Source organism: Pseudomonas sp. MYb118 (assembly GCF_040947875.1).
Taxonomy (GTDB): domain Bacteria; phylum Pseudomonadota; class Gammaproteobacteria; order Pseudomonadales; family Pseudomonadaceae; genus Aquipseudomonas.
Genome location: NZ_JBFRXN010000002.1, coordinates 1,130,856 through 1,155,553 on the forward strand (window position 1 = coordinate 1,130,856; position 24,698 = coordinate 1,155,553).

22 protein-coding genes are annotated in these 24,698 nt (G+C 61.4%); 8 read left to right on the forward strand and 14 right to left on the reverse strand.

All coding sequences use genetic code 11. The annotated features are described in order from the left end of the window. Nucleotides 1–8: 8 nt before the first annotated feature. From ABVN20_RS11080 to ABVN20_RS11130, 11 genes are all read right to left on the reverse strand, one after another. On the reverse strand, nucleotides 9–602 hold the full coding sequence (locus tag ABVN20_RS11080) for an aminodeoxychorismate/anthranilate synthase component II (RefSeq protein ID WP_368555630.1): 594 nt from the start codon (nucleotides 600–602) through the stop codon (nucleotides 9–11). 104 nt (nucleotides 603–706) lie between these two features. Continuing rightward, the gene (gene trpE / locus ABVN20_RS11085) at nucleotides 707–2,188 is read right to left on the reverse strand and encodes an anthranilate synthase component I (protein WP_368555631.1); all 1,482 of its coding nucleotides are present in this window, start codon (nucleotides 2,186–2,188) and stop codon (nucleotides 707–709) included. 72 nt (nucleotides 2,189–2,260) lie between these two features. Next, nucleotides 2,261–3,079: a phosphoglycolate phosphatase gene (locus ABVN20_RS11090; protein WP_368555632.1), complete on the reverse strand. Its 819-nt coding sequence runs from the start codon at nucleotides 3,077–3,079 to the stop codon at nucleotides 2,261–2,263. Continuing rightward, a complete protein-coding gene (gene rpe / locus ABVN20_RS11095) occupies nucleotides 3,076–3,750 on the reverse strand; it encodes a ribulose-phosphate 3-epimerase (RefSeq protein ID WP_368555633.1) in 675 nt (224 codons plus the stop codon). The genes ABVN20_RS11090 and rpe overlap by 4 nt, the downstream gene beginning before the upstream one ends. 80 nt (nucleotides 3,751–3,830) lie before the next feature. Next, nucleotides 3,831–4,979 carry an iron-containing alcohol dehydrogenase gene (locus ABVN20_RS11100; protein WP_368555634.1) on the reverse strand — a complete coding sequence of 383 codons (1,149 nt, stop codon included), beginning with the start codon at nucleotides 4,977–4,979 and terminating at the stop codon, nucleotides 3,831–3,833. Nucleotides 4,980–5,190: 211 nt separating this feature from the next. Then, nucleotides 5,191–6,015: an ABC transporter permease gene (locus ABVN20_RS11105; RefSeq protein WP_368555635.1), complete on the reverse strand. Its 825-nt coding sequence runs from the start codon at nucleotides 6,013–6,015 to the stop codon at nucleotides 5,191–5,193. Between the two features lie 12 nt (nucleotides 6,016–6,027). Further along, entirely contained in the window at nucleotides 6,028–7,275 is a 1,248-nt protein-coding gene (locus tag ABVN20_RS11110; protein ID WP_368555637.1) for an ABC transporter permease, read from the reverse strand. A 181-nt stretch (nucleotides 7,276–7,456) separates the two neighbouring features. Continuing rightward, the gene (locus tag ABVN20_RS11115) at nucleotides 7,457–8,500 is read right to left on the reverse strand and encodes an ABC transporter substrate-binding protein (protein WP_368555638.1); all 1,044 of its coding nucleotides are present in this window, start codon (nucleotides 8,498–8,500) and stop codon (nucleotides 7,457–7,459) included. Between the two features lie 42 nt (nucleotides 8,501–8,542). Further along, the gene (locus tag ABVN20_RS11120) at nucleotides 8,543–9,667 is read right to left on the reverse strand and encodes an ABC transporter ATP-binding protein (protein WP_368555639.1); all 1,125 of its coding nucleotides are present in this window, start codon (nucleotides 9,665–9,667) and stop codon (nucleotides 8,543–8,545) included. 355 nt (nucleotides 9,668–10,022) lie between these two features. Further along, entirely contained in the window at nucleotides 10,023–10,652 is a 630-nt protein-coding gene (locus ABVN20_RS11125; RefSeq protein WP_368555640.1) for a response regulator, read from the reverse strand. Nucleotides 10,653–10,735: 83 nt separating this feature from the next. Beyond that, nucleotides 10,736–13,132 carry a transporter substrate-binding domain-containing protein gene (locus ABVN20_RS11130; RefSeq protein ID WP_368555641.1) on the reverse strand — a complete coding sequence of 799 codons (2,397 nt, stop codon included), beginning with the start codon at nucleotides 13,130–13,132 and terminating at the stop codon, nucleotides 10,736–10,738. 73 nt (nucleotides 13,133–13,205) lie between these two features. Between ABVN20_RS11130 and ABVN20_RS11135 the strand changes: the two genes are divergently transcribed. After that, entirely contained in the window at nucleotides 13,206–14,195 is a 990-nt protein-coding gene (locus ABVN20_RS11135; RefSeq protein ID WP_368555642.1) for an alpha/beta hydrolase family protein, read from the forward strand. 118 nt (nucleotides 14,196–14,313) lie between these two features. Here ABVN20_RS11135 and ABVN20_RS11140 read toward each other — a convergent pair whose 3' ends face one another. Genes ABVN20_RS11140 through ABVN20_RS11150 form a run of 3 tightly spaced genes read right to left on the reverse strand, consistent with a single transcriptional unit; the run spans nucleotide 14,314 to nucleotide 16,767 of the window. Beyond that, nucleotides 14,314–15,078, reverse strand: a complete 765-nt coding sequence (locus ABVN20_RS11140; RefSeq protein ID WP_368555644.1) for a DnaJ domain-containing protein — start codon at nucleotides 15,076–15,078, stop codon at nucleotides 14,314–14,316. A 1-nt stretch (nucleotide 15,079) separates the two neighbouring features. Next, entirely contained in the window at nucleotides 15,080–15,751 is a 672-nt protein-coding gene (murU, locus tag ABVN20_RS11145; RefSeq protein ID WP_368555646.1) for an N-acetylmuramate alpha-1-phosphate uridylyltransferase MurU, read from the reverse strand. Then, a complete protein-coding gene (locus tag ABVN20_RS11150) occupies nucleotides 15,748–16,767 on the reverse strand; it encodes an aminoglycoside phosphotransferase family protein (RefSeq protein ID WP_368555647.1) in 1,020 nt (339 codons plus the stop codon). Before ABVN20_RS11150 ends, murU begins: the two co-directional genes overlap by 4 nt. A 130-nt stretch (nucleotides 16,768–16,897) precedes the next feature. Here ABVN20_RS11150 and ABVN20_RS11155 point away from each other — a divergent pair, with 130 nt between their 5' ends. The 7 genes from ABVN20_RS11155 to glpE all read left to right on the forward strand — a co-directional run bounded on the left by ABVN20_RS11155 (nucleotide 16,898) and on the right by glpE (nucleotide 24,540). After that, nucleotides 16,898–19,696: an LPS-assembly protein LptD gene (locus ABVN20_RS11155; RefSeq protein WP_368555649.1), complete on the forward strand. Its 2,799-nt coding sequence runs from the start codon at nucleotides 16,898–16,900 to the stop codon at nucleotides 19,694–19,696. Continuing rightward, nucleotides 19,677–20,993, forward strand: coding sequence for a peptidylprolyl isomerase SurA (gene surA, locus ABVN20_RS11160; protein WP_368555651.1), 1,317 nt, complete (start codon nucleotides 19,677–19,679; stop codon nucleotides 20,991–20,993). The genes ABVN20_RS11155 and surA overlap by 20 nt, the downstream gene beginning before the upstream one ends. After that, nucleotides 20,990–21,979, forward strand: coding sequence for a 4-hydroxythreonine-4-phosphate dehydrogenase PdxA (pdxA, locus tag ABVN20_RS11165; protein WP_368555652.1), 990 nt, complete (start codon nucleotides 20,990–20,992; stop codon nucleotides 21,977–21,979). Before surA ends, pdxA begins: the two co-directional genes overlap by 4 nt. After that, nucleotides 21,976–22,794: a 16S rRNA (adenine(1518)-N(6)/adenine(1519)-N(6))-dimethyltransferase RsmA gene (rsmA, locus tag ABVN20_RS11170; protein ID WP_368555653.1), complete on the forward strand. Its 819-nt coding sequence runs from the start codon at nucleotides 21,976–21,978 to the stop codon at nucleotides 22,792–22,794. Before pdxA ends, rsmA begins: the two co-directional genes overlap by 4 nt. Nucleotides 22,795–22,918: 124 nt before the next feature. Then, a complete protein-coding gene (gene apaG / locus ABVN20_RS11175) occupies nucleotides 22,919–23,299 on the forward strand; it encodes a Co2+/Mg2+ efflux protein ApaG (RefSeq protein WP_368555654.1) in 381 nt (126 codons plus the stop codon). After that, a complete protein-coding gene (locus ABVN20_RS11180) occupies nucleotides 23,299–24,177 on the forward strand; it encodes a symmetrical bis(5'-nucleosyl)-tetraphosphatase (RefSeq protein ID WP_368555655.1) in 879 nt (292 codons plus the stop codon). Before apaG ends, ABVN20_RS11180 begins: the two co-directional genes overlap by 1 nt. A gap of 33 nt (nucleotides 24,178–24,210) precedes the next feature. Beyond that, nucleotides 24,211–24,540: a thiosulfate sulfurtransferase GlpE gene (gene glpE, locus ABVN20_RS11185; RefSeq protein ID WP_368555656.1), complete on the forward strand. Its 330-nt coding sequence runs from the start codon at nucleotides 24,211–24,213 to the stop codon at nucleotides 24,538–24,540. Nucleotides 24,541–24,698 lie beyond the last annotated feature (158 nt).

Genomic DNA, 24,698 nt, shown 5'->3' on the forward strand with positions numbered 1-24,698 from the left:
GAAAGTCCTTAGCGCGTGCCGCCGGTTTGTTTAAGGAAGTTGGCAAACAGTTCGTGGCCCTGCTCCGTGAGGATAGACTCGGGGTGGAACTGCACGCCTTCAATATTCAGGGTCTTGTGTCGCAGGCCCATGATCTCGTCAACCGAACCGTCTTCGAGCTGAGTCCATGCGGTCAGCTCCAGGCAGTCGGCCAGAGTTTCGCGCTTGACGATCAAGGAGTGGTAGCGAGTAACTGTCAGGGGATGATTCAGACCTTCGAACACACCCTTGTCTTCATGGAACACCGGGCTGGTTTTGCCATGCATCACCTGACGGGCGCGCACCACATCGCCGCCGAACGCCTGGCCGATGGACTGGTGACCCAGGCAGACGCCAAGAATCGGCAGTTTGCCGCCAAAATGCTTGATCACGTCGATAGATACGCCGGCTTCGGTCGGCGTGCAAGGGCCAGGCGAAACCACGATCCGCTCGGGATTCAGGGCTTCGATTTCGGCGATGGTGAGCTCATCGTTGCGCACCACCTTGACCTCGGCACCCAGCTCGCCCAGGTATTGCACAACGTTGTAAGTAAAAGAGTCGTAGTTGTCGATCATCAGCAACATGGCTTGAGAACCTCTTGAATTCACTGACTATAAAAGCAGACCTGGAATGAATCAGCCGCAGCGTCCAGCGCCCTGCCAGGCAGAGCGGGGGCGGCGTTCATCGGTCAGCTTTGCGGCGTTTGTTCAGCCAGGGCGACGGCACGGAACATCGCACGGCGCTTGTTCAGGGTTTCTTCCCATTCAAGCGCCGGCACCGAGTCGGCCACGATGCCGCCCCCGGCTTGCACATGCAGTTCGCCGTTCTTGATCACCGCGGTGCGAATGGCAATCGCGGTGTCCATGTTGCCGTTCCAGGCGAAGTAACCCACTGCACCGCCGTAGACGCCGCGCTTGACCGGCTCCAGCTCGTCGATGATTTCCATCGCGCGAATCTTCGGCGCACCGGACAAGGTGCCCGCCGGCAGGATCGCCCGCAGTGCGTCCATCGCCGTCAGGCCGGCCTTCAACTGGCCGGTGACGTTGGAAACGATGTGCATCACGTTGGAGTAACGCTCGATGACCATTTTTTCGGTGAGTTTCACCGAGCCGATTTCCGACACGCGACCGGTGTCATTGCGGCCCAGGTCGATCAGCATCAGGTGCTCGGCGATTTCCTTGTCGTCGGACAGCAGGTCCTTTTCCAGGGCCAGGTCCGCTTCTTCGCTGGCCCCGCGTGGGCGGGTGCCGGCAATCGGGCGCACGGTGATCAGGTTGTCTTCGACCCGCACCAGCACTTCCGGCGAACTGCCGACAACGTGGAAATCGCCGAAGTTGAAGAAGTACATGTAAGGCGTCGGGTTGAAGCAGCGCAGCGCGCGATAGAGGTCGATGGGCGCAGCCTTGAAGTCGATCGACATGCGCTGGGACGGCACGACCTGCATGCAGTCACCGGCCAGGATGTACTCCTTGATGGTGTCGACGGCTTTTTCGTAATCATGCTGGGTAAAGCTGGAGCGGAACACCGGATCAGCCGCTTGCTGCTGGCTGAAGTCCAGGCCGCGACGCGGCGTGATCGGCTGGCGCAGTTTTTCCAGCAGTGCTTCGAGGCGCACGCGGCCCTGTTCGAAGGCGTCTTCCTGCGCTGGGTCAGCCAGGACGATCGCGTGCATCTTGCCGGCGAGGTTGTCGAACACCACCACGGCATCGGAAACCATCAGCAGGATGTCCGGCACGCCCAGCGGATCGGGGTTCGGGCATTTGCCCAGGCGTTTTTCCACGTAACGCACGCAGTCGTAGCCGAAGTAGCCCACCAGGCCACCGTTGAAACGCGGCAGACCGGCAATGGTCGGTACGTTGTAGCGCGCCTTGAAGGTTTCGACGAAGGCCAGCGGGTCTTCCACGTCGTGGCTTTCGATCTCGACGCCGTCATGGGTCACGCTGACGTGATGGTCATGCACCCGCAGCACGGTGCGGCACGGCAGGCCGATGATCGAGTAACGGCCCCACTTTTCGCCGCCCTGCACCGATTCGAGCAGGTAGGAGTTGGGTTCGTCGGCCAGTTTCAGGTAGATCGACAGCGGTGTGTCGAAGTCGGCCAGGGTTTCGCAGGCAAGCGGAATGCGGTTGTAGCCAGCAGCGGCCAAGCGCAGGAATTCTTCGCGGATCATGGTGTAGCCTCGTGGCTTGAGGTGCGAACAGTCAGGTATGCAAACGCGCCGGATAGACCGGCCAGGTAAAAGTCAGGCGCGCCAACGCCAACGGGCCAGAGCCTTGATAACTTTCATCCAGAGTTTGCGAGTGACCACCACGATGGCGTTTCCAGAAGGGGATTGAACAGCGTCGCCCAACGTTATCTCAGCGGCCGGATCCAGGCAACCGGGAATTAGCATGCGCAGATCGTCAATGACCAGCGCCGGCGACTCTTCGGCAATCGGACGACCATGGTTGTAGCCATAGCTCAAGGCCACGCATTTGACCCCGGCTGCCTTGGCGGCCAGTACATCGCTGCGCGAATCGCCGACAAACAGCGATTGCGACGCCGGGACGTTGGCCATTTTCATCACGAAAAACAGCGCGGCCGGGTCAGGCTTCTTCTGCGGCAGGGTATCGCCGCCGATGATCCACTTGAAATAACGGCCGATTTTCATCTGATCCAGCAGCGGCGCGACGAAACGCTCCGGCTTGTTGGTGATCAGGGCCATTTCCACGCCTTGTTTGTTCAGCCACTTGAGGGTGTCACGTACGCCGGGGTAGACCACCGTCAGCTCGTGGCCGTCCTCATAAAAGCCGTTGAACAACTCCAGGGCGTGCTCGGCTTCGGCCTCATCGACACCCTCGGCGTCGATGTGGTTGGCCAACGCCCGGCGCACCAGCACTGGTGCGCCGTTGCCGACCCACTGGCGCACCGAGTCGATGCCCGCAGGTGGGCGCCCGAGTTTGAGCAGCATGTTATCCACTGCCGCCGCAAGGTCTGGGACGGAGTCGATCAGCGTGCCATCCAGATCGAACATCACCAGACGCGGCAGGCGCCCCGGAAACAGTTGCTCAAAACCACTCATGGGCGAGCCAGCGCCAGTTCGGCGCGCATCTTCTCGATCACTTCCTGGTAGTTCGGCGCGTTGAAGATCGCCGAGCCAGCCACAAAGGTGTCGGCGCCAGCGGCGGCGATTTCGCGGATGTTGTTCACATTCACGCCACCGTCGATTTCCAGGCGGATATCGCGGCCCGAGGCGTCGATCAAGGCACTGGCTTCGCGCAGCTTGTCGAGGGTGCCGGGGATGAACTTCTGCCCGCCAAAGCCTGGGTTGACGCTCATCAGCAGGATCATGTCGACCTTGTCCATCACGTACTTGAGCACGTCCAGCGGGGTCGCCGGGTTGAACACCAGGCCCGATTTGCAGCCGCCCTCGCGGATCAGTTGCAGGGAGCGGTCGATGTGCTGGGTGGCTTCCGGGTGGAAGGTGATGTAGGTCGCGCCGGCTTCGATGAAGTCACCGACGATACGGTCTACCGGGCTGACCATCAGGTGCGCGTCGATTGGCGCGGTCACGCCGTACTTGCGCAGTGCGGCGCAGACCATCGGGCCGATGGTCAGGTTGGGCACGTAGTGGTTGTCCATGACATCGAAGTGCACGAAGTCGGCGCCAGCGGCCAGAACGTTGTCCACTTCCTCGCCCAGGCGGGCGAAGTCGGCGGAGAGAATCGACGGAGCAATTACGAAGGGCTGCATGACGCACCTTTTCTGAGCTAAATCACGATGGCGCGCATTGTATACCTCATGCTTTGGCGCGCGCACCGTGAGCGCGATGATCAGTAGGCCGAACGATAGATCTTCTCGATATCAATCGCGCTCAACTTGCGCGGATTGTTGCGCATCAAGCGCTCGATTCCCGCGGCTTCCACGGCCATGGCGGGTATGGCGTCCTCCGGAACCCCGAAACTGCGCAAGCCGGCTGGAATTTCCACCGCCGCGCACAGTTCGGTCATGGCCTCGACGGCTTTATCGGCCGCCTCATTGGCACTCCGGTGCGCGGTTTTCACCCCCATGGCCTCGGCAATATCCTGCATGCGCTCGACGCAGGCCATCTTGTTCCAGGTCATGACATACGGCAGTAACAGGGCATTACTGACGCCATGGGCGATGTTGAAGCGCCCGCCCAGCGGGTACGCCAAGGCATGCACCGCGCCGACCCCGGCGTTACCGAAAGCCATGCCGGCCATCAGGCTGGCGGTGGCCATGTCTTCGCGCGCCTGCAGGTTGGCCGGGTTGGCATAGGCCTTGGGCAACGCCCTGGCGATCAGCTTGATGGCGCCGATGGCCAGGGCGTCGGTGATCGCCGAGGCGTTGATCGACAGGTAGGCTTCGATGGCGTGCACCAGTGCATCGACCCCACTGGCCGCGGTGACACTGCGTGGGCAGGTCAGGGTCATCTGCGGGCTGACCAGCGCCACATCCGGCAGCAGGTAGTCGCTGACGATGCCCTTCTTGAGCTGGGCGGCCTTGTCGGAGAGGATCGCCACGTTGGTCACCTCCGAGCCGGTGCCGGCGGTGGTGGGAATGGCGATCAGCGGCGGGCCCTTGCGCGGCACCTGATCGACGCCGAACAGGTCTTCCAGCGCACCGTGATAACCGGCGTAGGCCGCGACACATTTGGCGATGTCGATAGCACTGCCGCCACCCAGGCCGATCAAGCCGTCATGCCCGCCTTCGCGGTAGACGCGCATGCAATCTTCGACTATGGCGATTTCCGGGTCGGGCAGCACACGGTCGAAAATCTCGTAGCCGCGATCCCCCAGCTGCGCCAGCGCCAGCTCGACCGTGCCGGACTTGACCAGTGCCGCGTCGGTAACGATCAGCGGGTTGTCGATGTCCAGTCGGCTGAGTTCGGCGGACAGCTGCTCGATGGCAGCGGCACCAGTGATCAGCTTGTGAGCGATTTTGAACGAGGAAAGACTCATCGTGCGCAGCCTCTTATAGATAGGGGAGCTGGGCACAATAGTAGCTGGGGAATTGGGGTTGTCTGCCATTCAGGTTGTGAATGGCCAGGGGCTTCAATGAGGCAAAGAATCCTGTAGGAGCGAGCTTGCTCGCGATATCGGTGTGTCAGTCCACACATTGGGAACTGACACGACGCCATCGCGAGCAAGCTCGCTCCTACAGGGGGCCGCGTTAAACCTGCGCAGTACGCAGTTTTTCGCTACGCCCGCGCAACCACTCCAGGGTCAGCAGCAGGATCACCGAGAAGGCGATCAGCAGTGTCGCCGCGGCGGCGATGGTCGGGCTGAGGTTTTCGCGGATGCCGCTGAACATCTGCCGAGGCAGGGTCGCTTGCTCGGGGCCGGCGAGGAACAGCGTCACCACCACTTCGTCGAACGAGGTGGCGAAGGCGAACAGCGCCCCGGAAATCACCCCTGGTGCAATCAACGGCAAGGTCACCCGACGGAACGTCGTCAGCGGCGAAGCGCCGAGGCTGGCCGCCGCGCGCACCAGGTTGTGGTTGAAACCCTGCAGGGTCGCCGACACGGTAATGATCACGAACGGCACACCCAGCACCGCGTGGACCACGATCAACGAGAAGAAGCTGTTGCCCAGGCCCAGTGGCGCGAAGAACAGGTAACTGGCCACGCCGATGATCACCACCGGCACCACCATCGGCGAAATCACCAGCGCCATCACCAGGGATTTGCCCGGGAAGTCGCCACGGGTCAGGCCAATCGCTGCCAGGGTGCCGAACACCATGGCCAGCACCGTAGCCGCCGGGGCGACGATGATGCTGTTCTTCAAGGCGCGCATCCACTCCGCCGAGGCGAAGAAGTCGTGATACCACTGCAACGAGAAACCTTGCAGCGGGTACACCAGGAAGCTGCCGGAGTTGAACGACAACGGGATGATCACCAGTACCGGCAACACCAGGAACAACAGGATCAGGCCGCAGAGAATCCGCAAGCTGTAGAACCACACCCGCTCGACGGGGGACATATAAGGACTCAGCATTTCATTCTCCCCTTAGCTCAGGCGCAGGCGACTGGCGCCCACCAGCCAGCTGTAAATCAGATAAAGCACGACGGTCGCCAGCAGCAGCAGCCCACCGAGAGCGGTCGCCATACCCCAGTTGATGCTGGTGTTGGTGTAGAAGGCGACGAAGTAGCTGACCATCTGGTCGTTCGGGCTGCCCAGCAAGGCCGGGGTGATGTAGTAGCCAATGGCGAGGATGAACACCAGCAGGCACCCGGCGCCGACACCGGCATAGGTCTGCGGGAAATACACCCGCCAGAAACTGGCGAACGGGTGGCAGCCGAGGGAAATCGCGGCGCGCATGTAAGTCGGCGAGATGCCTTTCATCACGCTGTAGATCGGCAGGATCATGAACGGCAGCAGGATGTGCACCATGGAGATGTAGACCCCGGTGCGGTTGAACACCAGCTCCAGCGGTTTATCAATGATGCCCATGGCCATCAGGGCGCTGTTGATCAGGCCACCCGATTGCAGCAGCACGATCCAGGCGGCCACCCGCACCAGGATCGACGTCCAGAACGGCAGCAGCACCAGAATCATCAACAGGTTGCTTTGCCGCGCCGGCAGGTTCGCCAGCAGGTAGGCCAATGGATAGGCCAGCACCAGGCAGAATGCGGTAATGATCACCCCCATCCAGAACGTGCGGGCGAAGATGTCGAGGTAGATCGCCTGGTCGGGCGTGGCGGGCGCCAGCTCACCGAGGTCATCGATACGGTGATCGACCGCGGCCAGCAGGTAATACGGGGTGATGCTGCTGGTGTTGCGGCGCACCGCTTGCCAGTAGGCCGGGTCGCCCCAGCGTTCGTCGAGGCCTTCCAGTGCATCTTTATAGGACGCCGGCGCTTCGGCCAGCGGCAGGGCACGGGCGGTTTTGGTCAGCAGGCTGCGATAGCCGGCCAGTTCCATGTTCAGGCGTTTGGACAAGTCGCCCAGGGTCTGGTTCTTGCGGGCTTCGGCGAGGTCTTCGGCGGCGGCCTTGTAGACAGGCTCGGCCGGCAGGCCACGACCGTCCCAACTGGCGATGGCCTCGACCGTGCGCGGCATGCCGCCGACCACTTCCGGGTTGCCAACGCTTTTGTAGAGCAGCGCCACGATCGGCACCAGAAACACCAGCAACAGAAACAGCACCAGCGGCGCGATCAGCGCCTGGGCCTTCCAGCGGTTGACCCGCTCGGCGTGCTTGAGTCGCTGCTTCAAGGTGGGGTCAGTGCCCGCGTTCGCGGGGACGGCGATAGCCATGGCGTACTCCGGAAATCTTTGATCGTTGCAGAGGTGCTGAAACACCCCGATCTAATTAATGTGGGAGCGAGCCTGCTCGCGATAGCGGAGTGTCAGTCAGCATCAATATTGAATTTGAAGACGCCATCGCGAGCAGGCTCGCTCCCACAGGATGGAATCGCATCCATCCTGTGGGTGTTGCTTATTTGGCAGCCCAGGCGTTGAAGCGCTGTTCCAGTTGCTCGCCGTTGTCAGCCCAGAAGCTGACGTCGATCTGCACCTGGTTGGCGATGTTTTCCGGGGTGGTCGGCATGTCTTTCAGGACATCCTTGGCCAGCAACGGCACAGCCTGGGTGTTGGCCGGGCCGTAGGCGATGTTTTCCGAGTAGGTCTTCTGCTGTTGCGGCTGCACCGAGAAGGCGATGAATTTCTTCGCCGCTTCCGCGCGCGCCTTGTCCAGACCTTTTGGAATGGCCCATGCGTCGAAGTCGTAGATGCCGCCGTTCCACACCACCTTCAGGTTGCTTTCTTTCTGCACGGCAGCGATCCGGCCGTTGTAGGCCGAGCTCATGACCACGTCACCGGAGGCCAGGTATTGCGGCGGTTGTGCGCCGGCTTCCCACCACTGGATGTTTGGCTTGAGTTCATCGAGCTTCTTGAACGCGCGGTCCTGGCCATCTTTGCCGGCCAGCACTTTGTAGACGTCCTTGGGCGCAACGCCGTCGGCCATCAGGGCGAATTCCAGGGTGTACTTGGCGCCCTTACGCAGGCCACGCTTGCCCGGGAACTGCTTGGTGTCCCAGAAATCCGCCCAGCTGGTTGGCGCGGTTTTCAGTTTGTCGGCGTTGTAGGCCAGCACGGTGGACCACACGAAGAAACCTACGCCGCAAGGCTGGATGGCGCCTTTGACGTAGTCTTCGCCCTTGCCGAACAGCGCCGGGTCCAGTTGCTCGAACATGTCTTCGTCGCAACCACGGGACAGCTCCGGCGATTCGACTTCCACCAGGTCCCAGGACACGCTCTTGGTGTCGACCATGGCCTTGACCTTGGCCATTTCACCGTTGTACTCGCCCGCTACGATCTTGCCGTTGCCCGCCGCTTCCCACGGTGCGTAGAAGGCTTTGACTTGCGCCGCCTTGTTCGCCCCGCCAAAGGACACCACGGTCAGGTCCGGGCCCGCCGCCATCGCGTGTGCCGCACCGATCATGCCCATGACCAGGGCGGTGAATTTCAGGGATCTCAACATTTATTGTTTTCTCCATGTGCAGGGTTGGTGTTGCCGGGGCGATCAGTTCGCCTCTAGAAGTGGGTCGAGCGCACGTACGTGTTCGACCTGCCAGCCAAGCGGTACCACATCGCCGACGGCAAGCTCGGGATCGAGCTCGGCAATCGGTTGTTTCACGAAGAAGTCGGTCTTGCCGCAGACTTCCAGGCGAACCCGGACGTGGTCGCCCAGATAGATGAATTCCGCCACCCTCCCTGAGAAGCGGTTGACGCAGGACTCGCTCGAACCATTGAGGCTCACGCGTTCCGGGCGAATCGACAGCGTGACAGGTTCGCCGGTCCTGCCGACGTTGACCGCCAGGGCTTCAACCTTCTCGCCACGACCGAGCTCGACCACGCAGCGATCGCCGGTCTGGCTGTGCAAACGGCCATTGAGACGGTTGTTCTCGCCGATGAAGTTGGCGACGAAGGTGTTTTTCGGCTCTTCGTAGAGGGTGCGCGGCGGGGCGATCTGCTGGATTTCGCCCTGGTGGAACACCGCCACACGATCGGACATGGTCAGGGCTTCGCCCTGGTCGTGGGTCACGTAGACCACCGTCACGCCGAGGCGCTCGTGCAGGTGCTTGATCTCCATCTGCATGTGTTCGCGCAGTTGCTTGTCCAGGGCGCCGAGCGGTTCGTCCATCAGCACCAGTTGTGGTTCGAACACCAGGGCGCGGGCCAGTGCCACACGCTGCTGCTGACCGCCGGACAACTGTGCCGGGTAGCGTTGGGCGAAGGAATCCAGTTGCACCATGCTCAGGACACGCTTGACCCGGTCGCTGACGTCGCTCTTGTTCAAGCCGCGCACGGTCAGCGGGAACGCGAGGTTCTCCGACACGGTCATGTGCGGGAACAGCGCGTAGTTCTGGAACACCATGCCGATGTCGCGCTTGTGCGGTGGCACGTTGTTGATGGACCGCCCGGCCAGGAGAATCTCACCGGCGGTCGGCGTCTCGAAACCGGCGAGCATCATCAGGCTGGTGGTCTTGCCCGAGCCCGACGGCCCGAGCAAGGTGAGGAATTCACCTTTGCGGATGTCCAGGTTGAGGTCTTTGACGATCAGGTTCTCGCCGTCGTAGCTCTTCTGCACTCCACGAAAGCTGACCAGAATGTCACTGGCCCCTGCGCTTGAATCCACCTGGCTCATACCCACACCTTTGTTATTGATGACTGCTGTGGACTAAGCCTAGTGGACGCATGAAAGCGCGCAAATCGGGGCGCAGGAGAGAATCGCCTCAGCAGGATGGAAGGCTGGGGGTAGGGATTGCCCTACAAGGTTGGCGTGTTTGGATAAGTGCAGCCATGAGCGGCAAGCGGCAAGCCGCAAGTCACCGCAAAAGCGGTGCGCGAGCGTGTCGTAAATGGATATGAACATCACATACCCCTGTAGGAGCAGCCGGTCGACGCTCGATCGCTCGCGATGCGGTGTGTCAGGTTGGTATGTGTCGGCTGACACACCGCATCGCGAGCAAGCTCGCTCCTACAGGAGGTAGGCGTAGGCCTTAGAGGAGCTTGTGCTCCATCGCGTACTTCACCAGTTCCGCCAGGGAAGTGATGTTGAGTTTCTGCATCAGCCGCGCTTTGTGGGTGCTGATGGTCTTGTTGCTCAGGGCCAGTTGCTGGGCGATGTCGTTGACGTTTGCGCCTTGGGCCAGGCGTTCGAATACCGAGAATTCACGCTCCGAGAGCAGTGAGTGCAGGGGTCGCGAATCGGTCAGGCCGACTTCGAAGACCATGCGGTCGGCCAGTTCCGGGTCGATGTAGCGCCCGCCCGAGGCGACCTTGCGAATCGCCGTCAGCAGTAGCGCCGGATCGCTGTCCTTGGTCGCGTAGCCGGCCGCGCCGACCTTCAATGCCCGGGCAGCCATCTGGGCTTCGTCGTGCATCGACAGCACCAGAATGGCCGGAGGATTATTCAGCGCGCGGATCCGGGGGATCGCTTCCAGGCCGTTCACGCCGGGCATGGAGATGTCCAGCAAGACCACTTCGCAGGGAACGTGACGCAGGGTTTCGAGCAGTTGCTCGCCATTGCTCGCCTCCCCCGCCACTTGCAGGTCCTTGGCCAGGCCAATCAGCTGCTTGATACCTTCGCGAACGATGGTGTGGTCTTCGGCTACCAGTACACGGATCACGTTTTTCTCCAGATTCAAGACCTATCGTCGGAACGCCGCCCGGAGCAGGCTCGCGATAGCACCCCACCAGGCAACGCAGAATGTCAGGTGTTATCCACCGGCACGCGAACACTCAAGGTGGTGCCCTCCCCCGGTTCACTCTCCAGCGACAACTGCCCACCCATGATTAACACCCGCTCGCGCATGCCTACCAGACCGAAGGATGTTGGCCGGCCAGTGTCGGCGATAAATCCTACGCCATCATCGCTGATCGTCAGACACAATTCGTCGCCTTCCAGGGCCAATGTCAATTCGACAGTATGCGCCTGGGCGTGGCGCATGACATTGGTCAACGCTTCCTGGAGTATTCGGAACAAACCGATGGCCTTGGCATCGCTGAGCACTGGCAGGCTCTCCGGCACCTGCACCAGACACGGGATCTGCGTGCGTGCCTCGAAGCGCCGAGCCTGCCATTCCATGGCCGAGGCAATCCCGGCATCGAGAATTGGCGGGCGCAACGCCGTTGCAACATCGCGGACCAGCTGGAACAGTTGGGCGATCAAGCGTTTCATGCTGAGCAAACGCTCGTTCAGCCCAGGATCGAGCTGGGCGTAGGCCAGTTCGCACATGGACGTTTCCAGCTTCAACACCGTCAACATTTGTCCCAGTTCGTCATGAACTTCCCGGGCGATCCGGGCCTTTTCCTCTTCCCGTACGCTCTCCAGGTGTGCGGACAGCTCGCGCAACTGCTCGCGGGAACTGGCCAACTCCAACTCGATGCGCTTGCTCTCGCTGATATCCCAGACAATGCCATCCCAGACCGAACTGCCATCCTCGAGTCGCCGGGTAATGGCCTTGATCTCGGCCCAGCGCAAATCGCCCTGACGCGTCAGGATCCGTCCCTGCCACGACCAGTCGCTGTCGGTGTCCAGCGCATGATCCTGGGTCTGGTGGTAACTGCTCTTGTCGTCTGGATACACCAGGCTGCGCAAACCCTTGTCACGGTGGGCCAGGGTCGCCGGCGAGTAACCGACCAGGCTCTCGCTGCCCTCGCTGATGTAGGCAAAGTCGATCTGCCCGGTCACCGGCGCCCGCTCCAGGCGAAAGACCAATCCGGGTACGTTGGCGGCAATCCCTTGCAGGCGGGCCTCGCTTTCCTGCAACGCGGCCAGTGCGCGGCGGCGCTCGGTGACGTCGTTGAGGTAAACCACCAGGTATTCGCCCCCGCGAAAACGCAGGAAGCTCAGCGAGACATCCGTCGGTAACATGCTGCCATCGGCACGTAGGCAATGGGTTTCGAAGCTCAACGGCCCTTCCTCGCTGGCACGGGCACGCTTCCACAGGTTCAGCCAGCGGTCCATGTGCAGACCGGGGTCGAAGTCGATCAGGGGCCGATCAATGATCCCGCCTGCCGGATAGCCGAGCATGGTTTCAGCGGCGCGGTTGGCGTAGCGCACATGGCTGTCCCAGTTGACCCAGAGAATGCCCACGGTGCTCTGGTCGATGGAAAACTGGGTCAGGCGCAAGGACTCTTCACTGGCGGCACGCAGGGCGATGTCCTCCCGTGCGGCGAGCAGACGATGCTCCAGGCTGTGTTGCTGGCGACGCTGCCAGAACACGATCGCCATGCTGCTCAACATCAACACCGCCAGCAGCAGGCTGAGGTTCTGCCAGAACCCCCGCGACTCGGTCAGGCGCGGATACTTGGGTTGCAGCCACTGGTTGTGCAACTGCTCCAGATCCTTGGCGGGGATCACCCGCAGTGCACTTTCGACAATGCCGGCGAGTTCCGGCCAGTCGCGCCGCGTGGCCACTCGCAGCAACTGTGGCAAGCCGATGTCGCCGACCACCACCAAGTCGGCAAACTCTGGCTCGACCGACAACCGTCCCAACTGCGCTTCATCAACCACTGCATACCCGGCCTGCTGGCTTACCAACAACTGCAAAGCCTGGCGTTCGTTGGGCACGCCCTGCAGATTGAGGTGCGGATAGTTGCCGCGCAGATAGTCGGCGTTGGCACCTGGCATGCGCACGGCAACGCGGATCTGGCTATCGAGCTTTTCCAGCTCGACGGCTCCCGTGGCCTTCTGGTCGCTGACCACCAGTTGCGGCACCCGCATGTACGGATCGGAAAACTGCCAGAGGCGTAGGCCGCCGGGGGTTTGCGCAAGCCCTGGGGCGATATCGACTTCACCTTCGCGGGCCGCGGCCTCCAGTTGCGCCAGGTCCGCAAAGTTGCGCCAGCTCAGTTCGACCTTGAGCGCCTTCGCCAGCCATTTCATCAGTTCGATGTTGACCCCGGACAAGCGCTGCAAGCGGCGATCGTATTGCGCATAAGGCACCTGCAACACCACGCCAACGCGCAACTCGTTGTGTTGCGCCAGCCATTGTTGCTGCTCGGCGGACAATTGCGCGACGTGTGCCGGGGGCGCAGCCGCCGTCCACCCCATCAAGGGAAACAACAAACAGCCGATAACCCACAGGCAGCGAATACGCTTCATTGACGTCTCACACACTGACAAATACTGACCAACCCATTAGGCTGCCGGAATAACTTCTGGCCTGGAATATCCGATGCCCCCTGTCAACCGCCTGGCATTGCCAGCATTGTGCCTGTCGCTGATCCTGCCTTGTGCCTTTTCTGTCGAGGCCGCTGACCCGGCACCGGCTGCCGCAGAAAAATCCGTGGACGAAAAACCAGCCGAACGTCAGCCGCTGCTTGAGCGTAGTCAGGAAGATGCGACAGCACTTGAGCGAAAAATCCCTGCTCAGGAACAGCAACAGCTCCAGGCAGGCAGCGATACCTTCCTGGCCCTGTGGAAACCGGCGAACACCGCCGAGCCAAAGGGCGCGGTTATTATCATCCCGGGCGCCGGTGAAACCGTTGACTGGCCGCAAGCGATCGGCCCTTTGCGGCGCAACCTGCCGGACGCCGAATGGAGCAGCCTGAGTATCACCCTGCCCGACCCGCAAAGCGATGCCATCGCCCCGCGTGTCGTCGAAGTTCCGCCCACGCTGAAGGCCCCTGAAGTCGGCAGCAAGGACTCGACCACCTCCGCCCCGATCGAACAGGCTGCGGGCGGTGAGACCGATGTCGTTGACAAGGCAGTTGCCGAAACCAGCGACGAGCAGGGCAAAGCCGATGCCGAACGCATCTTCGCACGCATCGACGCAGCGCTGGCCTACGCCGAACAACAGAGTGCGCGCCGTATTGTGTTGCTCGGCCATGGCACCGGCGCCTATTGGGCGGCGCGCTATCTGAGCGAAAAGCAGCCAGCGCAGGTGGAAAAATTCGTGATGGTCGCGGCACAAGCGCCCACGGCGGTGAAACCGGAGCTGGCGGAGCTGACGCCAACGCTTAAATTGCCGACCGCCGACATTTTCTATACGGACAAGCCGCTGGACCGCAAGGCCGCGCTGGAACGCTTGCAGGCGAGCAAACGTCTGAAGGAATCGGCTTTCAGCCAGGTGTCGCTCAAGGCGCTGCCGGGCAACAGCAAAGACCAGCAGGAGCAATTGGTGCGTCGGGTGCGCGGGTGGTTGAATCCTCAGTCCGAGGACTGACGGTCAGACCGAGTCGCGCCCATCGCGAGCAGGCTCGCTGCCACATTTGACCGAGACGCGGACCAATGTGGGAGCAAGCCTGCTCGCGATGGAAGCACTGACAGTGCCAGTCTCTGAACTAAAAATCCCGCTTCTTGCGAACCAACGTATACGCGCTGTGCAACTCGCGAGTCATATCCGTCGCCTCACGCACCTGTGACGCCGTTGCACCACTGCCGGCGACCTTGTCCGGGTGATGACGGCTGAGCAAGCGCCGATACGCGCGCTTGATCTGCGCCGGCTCGGCGTCGGCGGACACTCCCAGTAGCTTCAAGGCATCCTGGTAAGCCTGGGTGCTGTTGGGCAGCGGGCGCTTGACCGGCTCGTAGTCCGCCGCCAACGCCTGCACCTGATAGGACTTCCAGCCGAGCCACTTGCCCCACTGTGCGATCAACTTGCGTTCGGCCATGCCGGCGCGACCGTCAGCCCAGACCATGCGCCAGCAGGCACGCAGTACGCCTTCCGCCGCGTGAGGCTGGATACTCAGGCGACGCAAATATCGGCGCAAAGGGTCATGTCCCGATTTCCCGCGATTGAAGGCGGCGATCGCCCGCTGTTTCGCCGACTCGCTCATTTCCAGCGCCTGCATCTCCCGCCGCGCCTGCAGGATATGCCCGTCCATGACTCGTCCGTTACTCTTGGCCAACCGCCCCAGCAGTACGAACAGCAGTTCATCGTTACGCAGCGCCGAACGACCGCCGAGCACGGCGCGCAGTTCTCCCCAGGTCTGCAATTGCAGACGCCGATCCAACGCCTGGCCCAATAATGCGCCGAGCATGGCCCCCGGAATACTGGCAACGAAAAAGCCCGCTCCGGCTCCAATCAGAGTCCCTGGCCACAACATGTCAGCGACTCGCTTCGATCAGGGTTTCAACTTCCGCCAGACGCTCGAGGGTGCCGACATCCACCCAGCGACCGCGCAATCGCTCGCCGCTGACCTGGCCATCGGCCATGGCCTTGCGCAGCAGCGGCGCCAACTTGAAAGCGCCCGCCGAACAACCGTCGAACAACTGCGGATGCAGCACGGCGATGCCGCTGTAGGTCAGGGTCGCCGCACCGGCGTGGCCATCACGTACCAGGCCATCGGCCAGCATGAAGTCGCCCGCCGGGTGGTGCGGCGGGTTATCCGCCAGCACCAGGTGAGCCAGGCCGGTGATCGGCTGATGCAGCACGCTGAAGTCGTAGTCGGTCCAGATGTCGCCGTTGACCACCACAAATGCCTCATCACCCAGCAAAGGCAGTGCACGGAAAATACCGCCTCCGGTTTCCAGCGGCTCACCCTCGGGCGAGTACTGAATGCGCATGCCGTAGCGCGAGCCATCTCCCAGGTAATCTTCGATCTGCTGGCCCAGCCACGCATGGTTGATCACGATGTCGGTAAACCCTGCGGCGGCGAGCGCGCGCAGGTGGTACTCGATCAGCGGTACGCCATTGGCGCGAACCAATGGTTTGGGAGTCGTCAGGGTCAGGGGACGCATACGCTCCCCTTTGCCGGCAGCCAGAATCATTGCCTTCATGCATTGGCTCCGGCACGCAGACTGAGGAGCAGCACATCCAGCTCGGCCAGTTCAGGCCGGCGGGCGATTACCGCATCTATATAGGCAAAGAATCGCGGCACATCAGCCAGATAGCGTGGCTTGCCATCGCGGTGACAGATGCGGGCGAAGATGCCGATGACCTTGAGGTGCCGCTGAACGCCCATCAGGTCGCTGGCCCGCAGGAAATCGTCGAAATCGGGTTGGACCGGGATGCCCAGGGCACTGGCCTGCTGCCAGTAACTGTCCAGCCAGCCGCGCACGCGCTCCTCGGGCCAACTGAGGAAAGCATCCTTGAACAGACAGGTGACGTCGTAGGTGACCGGGCCGTACACGGCATCCTGGAAATCCAGCACGCCGGGATTCGGCTCGCTGAGCATCAGGTTGCGTGGCATGTAGTCGCGGTGCACCAGCACCTTGGGCTGAGCCAGCGCACTGTCGATCAGGACCTGCGTCAGGTTGTCCCAGAGGGCCTGCTGCGCCGGGTCGAACTCGATGCCCAGCTCACGCTTCACGTACCACTCGGGGAACAGTTCCAGCTCGCGACGCAGAAGCGCCACGTCATAACTCGGCAGCGGCGCCACCATCGGCAGTTGCTGAAAGGCCAGCAGCGCTTGCAGGGCATCGGCGAATAAATCGTCGGCATTTTCGCTGTCGATGACGTCCAGGTACGTCTTGTTGCCCAGGTCATTGAGCAAAAGAAACCCGCGCTCGAGGTCTTCGGCATAAATTTTCGGCACATTTATTCCGGATTTCGCCAATAAAAAAGCGATATTCACGAAGGGTTTGCAGTTTTCCTGGGGCGGCGGCGCGTCCATGACGATGAAACTTTTGCCGGCGCCCTCCCAACGGAAATAGCGTCGAAAACTCGCGTCACTGCTGGCCGCAGTCAACGTGGCCGGGGGTACGGTGCCCCAACCCTGCTCTGCAAAGAGGACCGCCAACTGCTCATCGAGCCAAACTTTAAGGTGTTGCAAACGTACATCTTGGTCAGGCATTACAAGGGTCTCCGACGGCCCTAGCCGTCAAGCGGGTCATGCTTTATTATCCAGCATCTTTTTCAGACCATCGAGAGGCGTGCGGCCCACACCGCGGGCAGATGGCACGCAGGAAGCCCGGACTAATAAGATGGCATTGAAATCCCCCGCGTTTCGTAAAAAATTTCCGTTGTTGGTCACTGGCAGTCTGCTGGCCCTGCAACCCCTAGCCACTTCGTTCGTGGTCGCCGCGGAACAGTATGACTGCTCAGTCTCTGCTTCGGGTGCCTGGGACTGTGCACCAAAGACGCCGGCGGCGGCATTGCCCCCACGTCCCGTCCATGACGGCAGCGCAGTCAGCTCCAGTGGCGAAGCCTCGACCGAGAGCGGCTCCAGCGAAGACACCGGCGCCAAGCCTGTGTTGGTCACCGAGTCCAAAGGGCGCGGCCTCAAGTCCCGTAGCGAAGACTACAGTCACCTTGACTGGGTTCCGCGCGAGAAGCTCACCGCAGCGCAACTGGCCGAAACCGGTCCTTACTGCTCTGGTTCCTATATCGAACCAATTCGTCCTGGCATGAATGACAAGACGAATAAAAGTGACGCGCCTACCTTCGTCGGAGCCAAGGCGTCCCGCTACAAGCAGGATGAGCAGATCGCTTCCCTGGCCGGTGACGTGGTACTGCGTCAAGGCAGCATGCAGGCTGAAGCCGATGAAGCGAGCCTGTACCAGGCCGAGAGCCGTGGCGAACTGGACGGCAACGTGCGTATTCGCGACAACGGCGCGCTGATCGTCGGCGACCATGCCGAAGTGCAGCTCGACACCGGTGAAGCCAAGGTCGACAACGCCGAATACGTGATGCACAAATCCCGTATCCGCGGTAACGCTTTGTACGCCAAGCGTGCCGAGAACGCGATCATCCGTCTCAAGGATGGTACGTACACCACGTGCGAACCGAACAGCAACGCCTGGCAGCTCAAGGGTAATAACATCACCCTGAACCCGGCCACCGGCTTCGGTACCGCGACCAACGTGACCCTGCGCGTCAAGGACTTCCCGATCCTTTACACGCCTTACATCTATTTCCCGATCGACGACCGTCGTCAGTCCGGCTTCCTGCCACCGACCATCGGCAGCGGCAGCGATACCGGCTTCCTGCTGGTCACCCCGTACTACTTCAACCTGGCGCCGAACTACGACGCCACGTTGTATCCGCGCTACATGAGCAAGCGTGGCCTGCTGATGGAAGGCGAATTCCGCTACCTGACCAAGTCCAGCGAAGGTCAGTTCGGTGCCGCGTACCTCAACGACGACGATACCGAGCGCAGTCAGCAGACCGACTACGAAAAAACCCGCTATATGTACAACTGGCAGCACAAGGGTGGCCTCGACTCGCGCGTCTTCACCCAGGTCGACTACACCAAGATCAGTGATCCGTATTACTTCCAGGATCTGGAAACTGATCAGATCGGTGTTAAAAGCGCGGATTACGTCAACCAGCAGGGTTCCGTTACCTACCGTGGCGACAGCTACTCCGCTCGCTTGAACGCCCAGGCTTATGAGCTGGCGACCGTTTCGAACATCACACCGTATGACCGTTTGCCGCAGATCACCCTCAATGGTCAGCTGCCAATGCACCCTAACGGTCTGAACTTCGATTACGAGACCGAAATCGTGCGGTTTGACCGCGACTTGAAGACCGGTCTGTTCTCCGATGAAAACGGCAACGTTACGCCTCGCCTGGACACTAACGTGACCGGCCTGGCCCGTGCCAACGGCGACCGGCTCAATCTCAAGCCAGGTGTCAGCCTGCCGTTGAACTGGACCTATGGCTTTGTGAAGCCATCGCTCAAGTATCAATACACCCAGTACCAGCTGGATCTCGACGCACGGGGCAAGTCTCAAATTGCCGCCCAGGACGCTGAAACCGATCGACTGTACGGCACATTCAGCAGCAACCAGAACCGTGGCGTGCCGATCGCCAGCATCGACAGCGGTCTTTATTTCGATCGCGACACGACCTGGTTCGGCAAGGGCTATCGTCAGACCCTGGAACCTCGCCTGTTCTATCTCTATGTTCCGGAGAAAGACCAGTCCGACATTCCTGTGTTCGACACTGGTGAATACACCTTCAACTACGCATCGCTGTTCCGCGACAACCGTTTCTCCGGCAACGACCGCGTCGGTGACGAGAACAAGCTGTCGCTGGGTGTGACCAACCGCTGGATCGAAGAAAACGGCTTCGAGCGTCAGACCATCAGCGTCGGCCAAGCCTTCTACTTCAGGGACCGTAAAGTCCAGCTGCCGGGTATCGACGCCCGAACCCGCGAAGACTCTCAGTCCGATGTTTCGCCTTATGCGCTGCAGTACGAATACCGTTGGAACCGCGACTGGCGCACGACTGCCGAATATAACTGGGACCCGGACAGCCGCAGCCCTCGCTCGGGTAGCGCGATGTTCCACTACCAGCCGGAAAACAACCCCAACAAGGTCATCAACGCCGGCTACCGCTATCGTAATGACCAGGTCCGCTATGACCAGAACACCGGTCAATGGTCGGTGGGTGGTGGTGACTACGGCACGCCGGGCCAACCTGGCTACGTGAAGGATTACTACAAGATCCAGCAGCACGACTTCTCGGTGATCTGGCCGATCGTGCCGCAATGGAACGCCATCAGCCGCTGGCAGTATGACTACAACCGTAACCGTACCCTGGAAGCCTTCGGTGGTTTCGAGTACGACAGTTGCTGCTGGAAACTGCGCCTGATCAACCGTTACTGGGTTTCCTACGACGAATTCAGTCAGGAAGCTCCGCAAAACGAAAAAGGCGACCACGGCATCTTCCTACAAATCGTTCTGAAAGGTCTCGGCGGCCTCACCGGCGCCAAAGTAGAGAGCTTCCTCGACAAAGGCATCCAAGGTTATCGTGAACGTGAAGACCAAGCTTTCTGATTGTCTGCGCCCGCTCGTACTGGGCGCGCTGTTCCTGGGTACTGCGGCGAATGCCGCAGTACAGTCCATTGATAGAGTGGTGGCCATTGTCGACAACGATGTGGTCATGCAGAGCCAACTGGACCAGCGCGTTCACGAAGTTCAGCAAACCATCGCCAAGCGCGGTGCTGCCGTGCCACCAGCCAACGTGCTGGATCAACAGGTGCTCGAGCGCCTGATCGTCGAGAACCTGCAACTGCAGATCGGCGAACGCTCGGGCATTCGCATCACCGACGAAGAGCTGAACCAGGCCGTTGGCACCATTGCCCAGCGCAATAACATGTCGCTGGAACAGTTCCGTGCCGCGCTGTCGCGTGACGGCCTGTCCTACGAGGATGCTCGCGAGCAGATCCGTCGCGAAATGGTCATCAGCCGTGTGCGTCAACGCCGCGTGGCAGAACGCATCCAGGTGTCCGAGCAGGAAGTGAAGAACTTCCTGGCCTCCGACCTGGGCAAGATGCAGCTGTCCGAGGAATTCCGCCTGGCCAACATCCTGATTCCTACGCCGGAAAGCGCCAACTCCGACGCGATTCAGAATGCAGCCAAGCAGGCCGACGCGGTTTACCAGCAACTCCAGCAAGGTGCCGACTTCGCTCAACTGGCGATTGCCAAATCCGCCAGCGAAACCGCACTGGAAGGCGGCGACATGGGCTGGCGTAAAGCCGCGCAACTGCCACCTCCGTTCGACCGCATGCTGAGCACCATGAACACGGGTGATATCACCGCGCCCATGCGCACCCCGGGCGGCTTCATCATCCTGAAGATCCTCGACAAGCGTGGCGGTGAAGCCCAGGTCCGTGACGAAGTGCATGTTCGTCATATCCTGGTCAAACCAAGCCCGATCCGCGACGAAGCCAAAACCAAGGCGCTGGCCGACTCGCTCTACAGCCGCATCGAAGCGGGCGAAGACTTCGCCGAACTGGCCAAGAGCTACTCCGAAGATCCGGGTTCCGCCCTCAACGGTGGCGACCTGAACTGGATCGACCCGAATGCGCTGGTGCCTGAGTTCCGCGAAGTGATGGCCAAGACCCCGCAAGGTCAGCTGTCCAAGCCGTTCCAGACCCAATACGGCTGGCACGTCCTGGAAGTCCTTGGCCGTCGCGCCACCGACAGCACCAACCAGGCTCGCGAACAGCAGGCCATGACCGTACTGCGTAACCGCAAATACGACGAAGAGCTGCAAACCTGGCTGCGTCAGATCCGTGACGAAGCCTACGTTGAAATCAAACTTCCTGGCGCAGACCAGGCAGCGCAGTGAAACCCCAACGTTTCGCGCTGACACCCGGCGAACCGGCGGGCATAGGTCCAGACCTGTGCCTGCTGCTGGCCTCGCAACCCCAGCCACACCCCCTGATCGCCATTACCAGCCGCGACCTGCTCCTCGAGCGGGCCGCGCAGTTGGGCGTGGCTGTCGACTTGCTGCCAGTGGCGCCGGGCAACTGGCCGGACTTGCCCGCACCCGCCAATAGCCTGTATGTCTGGGATACGCCCCTCGGCGCGCCGGTAACGGCAGGCCAGCTCGACCCGGCCAATGCCGCGTTCGTCCTGCAAACCCTGACCCGCGCGGGCCAGGGCTGCCTGGACGGGGATTTCGCCGGGATGATCACCGCTCCCGTGCACAAGGGCGTGATCAACGAATCGGGTATCGCCTTTTCCGGTCACACGGAGTTTCTCGCCGACCTGACGCACACCGCCCAGGTGGTGATGATGCTGGCAACCCGCGGCTTGCGTGTGGCCCTGGTGACCACTCACCTGCCGCTGCGCGACATTGCCGACGCAATCACACCGCAGCGTCTGGAGCGGGTGACGCGCGTCCTGCACAGCGACCTGCAACAGAAATTCGGCATCGCCCAGCCACGCATCCTGGTGTGCGGCCTCAACCCGCACGCCGGTGAAGGCGGTCATCTGGGCCATGAAGAAATCGACATCATCGAACCTACCCTTGAGCGCCTGCGCGGTGAAGGCATGGACCTTCGTGGTCCCCTGCCCGCCGACACGCTGTTTACCCCCAAATATCTGGAGCACTGCGACGCAGTGCTGGCGATGTACCACGACCAGGGCCTGCCCGTACTGAAATACAAAGGTTTCGGCGCGGCAGTCAATGTGACCCTCGGTTTGCCGATCATCCGCACATCAGTCGACCATGGCACCGCCCTGGACCTGGCTGGCAGCGGCAAGATCGACACCGGCAGCCTGCAGGTCGCCCTGGAAACCGCCTACCAGATGGCCGAGACCCGTTTATGACCGAGCACTACCAACACAAGGCGCGCAAGCGCTTTGGCCAGAACTTCCTGCACGATGCCGGCGTCATCGACCGCATCCTGCGCTCCATCAACGCCAAACCCGATGACCGCATGCTGGAAATCGGCCCTGGCCAGGGCGCGCTGACCCAGGGGCTGCTGGGCAGCGGTGCGCAACTGGATGTGGTGGAGCTGGACAAGGACCTGATCCCGATCCTCAACCAGCAGTTCGCCGGCAAGAGCAATTTCAACCTGCATCAGGGCGACGCGCTGAAGTTCGACTTCAACACCCTGAACGCCGCCCCCAACAGCCTTCGAGTGGTCGGCAACCTGCCGTACAACATCTCCACGCCGCTGATTTTCCACCTGCTGAACAATGCCGGGATCATCCGCGACATGCACTTCATGCTGCAGAAGGAAGTGGTCGAGCGCCTGGCCGCAGGCCCTGGCGGTGGTGACTGGGGTCGTCTGTCGATCATGGTTCAGTATCACTGCCGCGTAGAGCACCTGTTCAACGTCGGCCCAGGGGCGTTCAACCCGCCTCCGAAAGTCGATTCGGCCATCGTGCGCCTGGTACCACATGCCGTGCTGCCGCACCCGGCCAAGGACCACCGCCTGCTGGAGCGCATCGTGCGCGAAGCCTTCAACCAGCGCCGCAAAACCCTGCGCAATACCCTCAAGCTGCTGCTGAGCAGCGACGAAATCGCCGCCGCCGGTGTGGACGGCAGCCTGCGCCCTGAGCAACTCGACCTGGCTGCCTTTGTGCGCCTGGCCGACAAACTCAGCGAACAAGTCCTACAGAAGCCCGCCGCCGACTGACAGGCAACGTGCGTTATCGGGTAGGACACCAGCCTCCATGTCTGGTTTACTACCCGATAGTTGGCCTAGACTGACTCCTATTCAGCTACGCCCCGCGTCCCGCTTCGTTTTTAAGGCCTCTTGCATGTCCGATCCTCGTTATCAGGTCGACGTCAGCGTCGTCACCCGCTATCTGGCAGACCAATCGCAACCCGAGCAGAACCGCTTTGCCTTCGCCTATACCATCACCGTGCAAAACAATGGCGAACTGGCCGCCAAACTGCTGTCACGGCACTGGGTCATCACCGATGGTGACGGGCATGTCGAGGAGGTGCGTGGCGCCGGTGTCGTGGGCCTGCAGCCGCTGATCCAGTCCGGCGACAACCACACCTACAGCAGTGGCACGGTGATGACGACCAAGGTCGGCACCATGCAAGGTACCTATCAGATGATTGCCGATGACGGCAAACAGTTCGACGCCATCATCGCCCCCTTCCGCCTGGCCGTGCCCGGAGCCCTGCACTGATGGCCACCTACGCCGTCGGTGATCTGCAAGGTTGTCTGGAGCCGCTCAAATGCCTGCTCGAGCAGGTCGCGTTCGACCCTGCCCAGGATAAATTGTGGCTGGTGGGTGATCTGGTCAATCGTGGTCCGCAGTCGCTGGAAACCCTGCGCTTCCTGTATGGCATCCGTGATTCGCTGGTGTGCGTGCTCGGCAATCACGACCTGCACCTGCTGGCCGCCGGGCATGACATCGAGCGCCTGAAGAAATCCGATACCCTGCGCGAGATCCTCGAGGCGCCGGACCGGGCCGACCTGCTCGAATGGCTGCGCCAGCAAAAGCTCATGCACTATGACGAACAGCGCAACATGGCCCTGGTCCACGCGGGCATTCCTCCGCAGTGGTCGCTGCGCAAAGCCCTCAAGTGCGCTGCGGAAGTCGAAGAGGTCCTGCGCGACGACAACCGTCTGACCCCTTACCTGGACGGCATGTACGGCAACGAGCCGCTGAAGTGGGACAATGACCTCAAGGGCGTGACACGCCTGCGCGTGATCACCAACTACTTCACCCGCATGCGTTTTTGCACCGACGAAGGCAAACTCGACCTCAAAAGCAAGGAAGGCCTCGATACCGCCCCACCCGGTTACGCGCCCTGGTTTACCTACAAGGAGCGCAAGACCCGAGACGTGAAGATCATCTTCGGGCATTGGGCGGCACTGGAAGGCAACTGCAATCAGCCCGGCGTCTTCGCCCTCGACACAGGTTGCGTCTGGGGTGGGTCGATGACCCTGATGAACGTCGACACCCTCGAGCGCCTGCAATGCAAATGCGACGACCATGGCCATGCCATGCCGCCAGTCGCCCCTGTTTCCCCAATAACGGCAGCCGGCGTCCAGCGCTAGACTGCGCATTCAGCCGAGCCCCAGGAGCCCGCCATGAGCGAATTCAAACGCATCCCCCCAGAACAGGCCCAGGCCCTGCGCGAAAAAGGCGCGGTCGTGGTCGATGTCCGAGACCCGGCAACGTTTGCCGCACTGCACATCAGTGGCTCGAAGCATCTGGACAACCATTCCCTGCATGCCTTCATCCAGGGCGCCGACCTCGACGCCCCTACGGTGGTGGTCTGCTATCACGGCAACTCCAGCCAGGGCGCGGCGGCCTATCTGGTCGGCCAGGGTTTCTCGGATGTCTACAGCATGGATGGCGGTTTTGAGCTGTGGCGTACGACCTATCCGTCAGAAACGTCGCAAGGCAGTGGCGAATAATTTTTTTGTAACACGCAAGCCCCCGGCTCCCGCGGGCTTGCACGGCACCGGACGAACGGTCTGCCACAACTAATTACGTATCTCGCCTTTACCTCCCGAATTCCCAACTATCCTTAAGCGCAGGCCATCCAAAACAGGGGAGAGCCGGTACACCGGCG

Coding starts and splice junctions, on each gene's coding strand:
- ABVN20_RS11180 (WP_368555655.1), top strand. CDS start 23,299: ATGGCCACCTACGCCGTCGGTGATCTGCAAGGTTGTCTGGAGCCGCTC.
- ABVN20_RS11105 (WP_368555635.1), bottom strand. CDS start 6,015: ATGCTGAGTCCTTATATGTCCCCCGTCGAGCGGGTGTGGTTCTACAGC.
- glpE (WP_368555656.1), top strand. CDS start 24,211: ATGAGCGAATTCAAACGCATCCCCCCAGAACAGGCCCAGGCCCTGCGC.
- trpE (WP_368555631.1), bottom strand. CDS start 2,188: ATGATCCGCGAAGAATTCCTGCGCTTGGCCGCTGCTGGCTACAACCGC.
- ABVN20_RS11090 (WP_368555632.1), bottom strand. CDS start 3,079: ATGAGTGGTTTTGAGCAACTGTTTCCGGGGCGCCTGCCGCGTCTGGTG.
- ABVN20_RS11120 (WP_368555639.1), bottom strand. CDS start 9,667: ATGAGCCAGGTGGATTCAAGCGCAGGGGCCAGTGACATTCTGGTCAGC.
- rpe (WP_368555633.1), bottom strand. CDS start 3,750: ATGCAGCCCTTCGTAATTGCTCCGTCGATTCTCTCCGCCGACTTCGCC.
- ABVN20_RS11135 (WP_368555642.1), top strand. CDS start 13,206: ATGCCCCCTGTCAACCGCCTGGCATTGCCAGCATTGTGCCTGTCGCTG.
- apaG (WP_368555654.1), top strand. CDS start 22,919: ATGTCCGATCCTCGTTATCAGGTCGACGTCAGCGTCGTCACCCGCTAT.
- ABVN20_RS11140 (WP_368555644.1), bottom strand. CDS start 15,078: ATGTTGTGGCCAGGGACTCTGATTGGAGCCGGAGCGGGCTTTTTCGTT.
- ABVN20_RS11150 (WP_368555647.1), bottom strand. CDS start 16,767: ATGCCTGACCAAGATGTACGTTTGCAACACCTTAAAGTTTGGCTCGAT.
- ABVN20_RS11080 (WP_368555630.1), bottom strand. CDS start 602: ATGTTGCTGATGATCGACAACTACGACTCTTTTACTTACAACGTTGTG.
- ABVN20_RS11155 (WP_368555649.1), top strand. CDS start 16,898: ATGGCATTGAAATCCCCCGCGTTTCGTAAAAAATTTCCGTTGTTGGTC.
- murU (WP_368555646.1), bottom strand. CDS start 15,751: ATGAAGGCAATGATTCTGGCTGCCGGCAAAGGGGAGCGTATGCGTCCC.
- ABVN20_RS11130 (WP_368555641.1), bottom strand. CDS start 13,132: ATGAAGCGTATTCGCTGCCTGTGGGTTATCGGCTGTTTGTTGTTTCCC.
- ABVN20_RS11110 (WP_368555637.1), bottom strand. CDS start 7,275: ATGGCTATCGCCGTCCCCGCGAACGCGGGCACTGACCCCACCTTGAAG.
- ABVN20_RS11115 (WP_368555638.1), bottom strand. CDS start 8,500: ATGTTGAGATCCCTGAAATTCACCGCCCTGGTCATGGGCATGATCGGT.
- rsmA (WP_368555653.1), top strand. CDS start 21,976: ATGACCGAGCACTACCAACACAAGGCGCGCAAGCGCTTTGGCCAGAAC.
- ABVN20_RS11100 (WP_368555634.1), bottom strand. CDS start 4,979: ATGAGTCTTTCCTCGTTCAAAATCGCTCACAAGCTGATCACTGGTGCC.